The following is a 547-nucleotide window of genomic DNA, read 5'->3' as shown; positions in this document are numbered from 1 at the left end:
CTGGCTTCATAGGAGCGTTAAACTGGCTTGGAGTATACGAGCCGTAATAGTTACCGTTTTTCTGTTTAAGACTATGGTTAACGCTTTCAACACCAGCCTCAATCTTACCGTCTGTAACATTTAGTTTCGTGTTGATTTCACTTATCGTGTAATAGTTTTCAAGCCGCCTACCAGTGTCTTTTATAGCCTCGTTTTTTGCTTTACTAATCTGCTTTTCTACCTGCGAAGTGTAAGAAACTGAAAGTTTTTCCGCGTCAATCGAATGCCCGATAATCCTGTCACCATACACCATGCCGTCAAGAGTCATCGCAGTACTGTAAGGGCCTGAAAAACCGTTATGACTTCCAGCAATACCATTCATATTAACCTGTAAAACTTTTGTAGCAGTGTTCTTATCAGGCGTATCCATGTAAAGGTCACGAACCCACATGCCTTTACTATCGTATTCGCTTATCTTATAGCCGCTTTGAGAATTACCCATTTGCGCTTTAATATTATCTATCGCAGCTTTAACACGCTCGTTGTCTATTTTTCTACTTTCAACCGC

General features: G+C 40.8%; 1 pseudogene. It reads right to left on the bottom strand.

Annotated elements, in window-relative coordinates:
- A pseudogene (locus ACTJLE_RS06505) lies at positions 1-547 on the bottom strand (hypothetical protein); the annotation flags it as partial.

It is taken from the genome of Gardnerella sp. CCPDSM, assembly GCF_056754715.1.
Note: the sequence above shows the minus strand (reverse complement) of the source record. Positions and strands in the feature narration are given on the sequence as shown.